The organism is Streptomyces sp. NPDC002130 (genome assembly GCF_040296465.1).
In the GTDB taxonomy this organism is placed as follows: domain Bacteria; phylum Actinomycetota; class Actinomycetes; order Streptomycetales; family Streptomycetaceae; genus Streptomyces.
In genome coordinates this window covers 1-3,303 of the sequence record NZ_JBEOXI010000469.1, presented here as the reverse complement: position 1 = coordinate 3,303, position 3,303 = coordinate 1, and the positions used below count along the sequence as shown (strand labels likewise).

2 protein-coding genes and 1 pseudogene are annotated in these 3,303 nt (G+C 72.0%); all 3 read right to left on the bottom strand.

Translation table 11 applies throughout. The annotated features are described in order from the left end of the window. Window positions 1–1,441: sugar ABC transporter ATP-binding protein (locus ABT116_RS41180; protein ID WP_351645339.1), on the bottom strand; the 1,441-nt coding region annotated here is incomplete at its 3' end. Window positions 1,442–1,526: 85 nt separating this feature from the next. Next, the gene (locus ABT116_RS41175) at window positions 1,527–2,708 is read right to left on the bottom strand and encodes an ROK family transcriptional regulator (protein ID WP_351645335.1); all 1,182 of its coding nucleotides are present in this window, start codon (window positions 2,706–2,708) and stop codon (window positions 1,527–1,529) included. A gap of 228 nt (window positions 2,709–2,936) precedes the next feature. Beyond that, a pseudogene (locus ABT116_RS41170) lies at window positions 2,937–3,236 on the bottom strand (FCD domain-containing protein); the annotation flags it as partial. Window positions 3,237–3,303 lie beyond the last annotated feature (67 nt).

Here is a 3,303-nt window from a genome sequence, read left to right as displayed (position 1 = left end):
CGACCCGGCCCTCGCGCAGCACCAGCACGCGGTCGGCGAGGCCGAGCACCTCGGGCACCTCGCTGGAGACCAGCAGGACGGCGAGGCCTTCGTCGGCGAGCCGGCGGATGACCGCGTAGAGCTCGGCGCGGGCGCCGACGTCGACGCCGCGGGTGGGTTCGTCGAGCAGCAGCACCTTGCAGCCGCGCAGCAGCCAGCGGGCCAGGACGGCCTTCTGCTGGTTGCCGCCGGACAGGGTGCGCACGGGCACGGACGGGTTGTCCGGCCTGAGTGACAGTTCGCGGGTGGCGGCCCGGGCGGCGCCGAGTTCGGCGCCCCGGTCGATCCAGCCGCCGCGCGAGAAGCGGGACATGGAGGAGACCGACACGTTGCGGGTGACGGACTCCAGCATCAGTAGGGCCTGCGCCTTGCGTTCCTCGGGGGCGAGTCCGAGTCCGGCCCGGACGGCGGCCCGGACGCTGCCCGGCCGCAGCGCCCGTCCATCGACCGTGACCTGGCCGGCGGTCGGTTTGCGGGCGCCGTAGACGGTCTCCAGGATCTCGGAGCGGCCCGAGCCGACGAGTCCGGCGAGGCCGACGATCTCGCCCGGGCGGACCTCCAGGTCGAGCGGCTCGAACTCCCCTTGCCGGGACAACCCTTGAACCTTGAGTACGGGCTCGGCGACCGGCGGGGAGACGGGCCGGTCCGGGAAGACGTACTCCACGTTGCGGCCCGTCATCAGTGCGACGACCTCGCGGGTCGGGGTCGACTTCGCGGGGAGCCCGTGCGCGACGGCCCGTCCGTCCTTGAGCACCGTCACCCGGTCACCGATACGGCGGATCTCCTCCAGGCGGTGCGAGATGTAGACGACGGCGACTCCGGCCGTGGTCAGGTCGCCGACGATGCGGAAGAGGTTGTCGACCTCGTCCGGGTCGAGGGCGGCGGACGGCTCGTCCATCACGATGAGCCGCACGTCGTGGGAGAGCGCCCGCGCCATGGACACGATCTGCTGCTGCGCCGCCGACAGCTCCCCCACGAGCCGGGCCGGATCGATCTCGGCATGCCCAAGTCGACTCAGCAGGGCGGCCGTTGAAGCCCTGGCCGTCTTCCCACGGACGACGAACCCCGCGGCGGTCGGCTCATGCCCGAGATGGACGTTCTCGGCGACCGACAGATGTTCCACCAGGTCGAGTTCCTGGTAGATGGTGGCGATGCCGAGGCGCATGGCGGCGATCGGCGAGCGGAGCGTGACCTCCTCCCCGCGCCAGCGGAGCCCGCCGGTGTCGGGCTGGTGGGCGCCGGCCAGCACCTTGATGAGGGTGGATTTGCCGGCCCCGTTCTGGCCGAGCAGGCAGTGCACCTCGCCGGCCTGGACGTCGAGGTCGACGCCGTCGAGGGCCCGGACTCCGGGGAACGACTTGGTGATGCCGGACATGCTGAGCAGCGGTGGTTCTGGTGCCATGAGGTCCCCTTGGCGGGCGTGCGGGCCGGTTTCAGGGCAGGGCGAAGCAGGACGCGGTGCTGGTACGCGGTACTGAACTCAGTGCTTACGCGGGTGAGAAGAGGTGATCGCTGATGAGCCGGGCCGCGCCGATCACTCCGGCGGTGGGGCCCAACTCGCCCAGGACGATGGGCAGGTTGCCGGTCGCCAGCGGCAGCGACTGGCGGTAGACCTGGGTGCGGATCGCGGCGAGCAGGGTGTGGCCGAGGCCGGTGACCCCGCCGCCGATCACCACCAGGCCCGGGTTGAAGAAGCTGACCAGGCCGGCGATGACCTGGCCGGTGCGGTTGCCGCCCTCGCGGATCAGGTCGAGGGCGGTGGCGTCACCGGCGGCGGCCGCGGCGGCGACGTCGACGGCGGTGAGGCCGCCGTTCGTCTCCAGCCGCGAGGCCAGTTCGGCCGAAAGCCCCTGCTGGGCGGCTTCCACGGCGTCGCGGGCCAGGGCCGCCCCGCTGAAGTGGGCTTCCAGGCAGCCCCGGTTGCCGCAGGCGCAGGGGCGGCCGTCGGGGACGGCCTGGATGTGCCCGATGTCGCCGGCGCTGCCCGTCGTACCGCGGTAGACCTCACCGCCGACGACGATGCCGCAGCCGATGCCGGTGCCGATCTTGACGCAGAGGAAGTCGGCGACGGTGCGGGCGACGCCCGCGTGCTGCTCCCCCATCGCCATGAGGTTCACGTCGTTGTCGACCATGACCGGGCAGCCGAGTTCCTGGCTGAGCGCCTCCCGCACGGGGAAGCCGTCCCAGCCGGGCATGATCGGCGGTGCCACCGGGATGCCCTCGGGGAAGCGGACCGGGCCCGGGACGCCGATGCCGGCGCCGTCGAACCCTTCCGCGAGCCCGGAGGCCCTCAGTTTCGCGGCCATGGCGAGGACCTGCTCGAAGACCGCGACGGGGCCTTCGCGCACGTCCATGGGCTGGTTGAGGTGTCCGAGGGTCTCCAGTTCGGCGTTGGTGACGGCGACGTCGACCGAGGTCGCGCCGATGTCGACGCCGAGGAAGCGCAGCTCGGGGTTGAGCCGGATGTTGTGGGAGCGGCGGCCGCCGCGCGAGGCGGCGAGTCCGTCGGCCACGACCAGCCCGGTCTCCAGCAGCCGGTCCACCTCCACGGCCAGCTTCGACCGCGAGAGGTCGACCTGGTCGCCCAGCTGGGCACGGGAGTTGGGGCCGCCGTCACGCAACAGCTTGAGCAGTCGGGCCTGGTGGGCGTTTCCGGGTCGTGCGGTCATGCGTCTCACGAGCCCCTCCCCGCCTCGGTCGGCCTGTCCGCGCCGGTTTCCCGCCACCGCGGTGGCTTGCTTTCGGAGGGAACGTAGCAGCGGCTGCCGGAGGTGGGAAGAAGTCGCGCAGGAATTGCCCCCTACTTTTTCCACTCAGTGGACAAAGGAGCGGTGACGAATGCCCCGCCTTGCAGAGCAAGGCAGGGCGGGCCGAGGTACTACGAACGCGCTGCGGCGCTACGCACGCGAACGCGCGTGGTACGAGCGCCGCGTGTGCTCGGTGTGTGCGCGCATCAGCTGCGTGGCGCGCTGTTCGTCCCGGTCGGCGACCGCGGCGATCAGTTCGCGGTGCTCGATCCAGGACTGGTGCCCGCGCCGACGGGCCACCGGCGTGTAGTACCAGCGCACGCGCCGGTCGACCTGGGCGGCGAGTTCGGCGAGGACCGCGTTGCCGGCGAGCTCCATGATCTTGGCGTGGAAGCGGGCGTTCATGGCGACGGCCCCGTCCACGTCGTCGGCCTCGACGGCCTTCTCGCCTCGCTGATCGGGCAGGGCGGGGTCCGCATGAACCCGCTGAACATGGCGTCGGTCTCGGCAACGGTCA

Coding starts and splice junctions, on each gene's coding strand:
- ABT116_RS41175 (WP_351645335.1), bottom strand. CDS start 2,708: ATGACCGCACGACCCGGAAACGCCCACCAGGCCCGACTGCTCAAGCTG.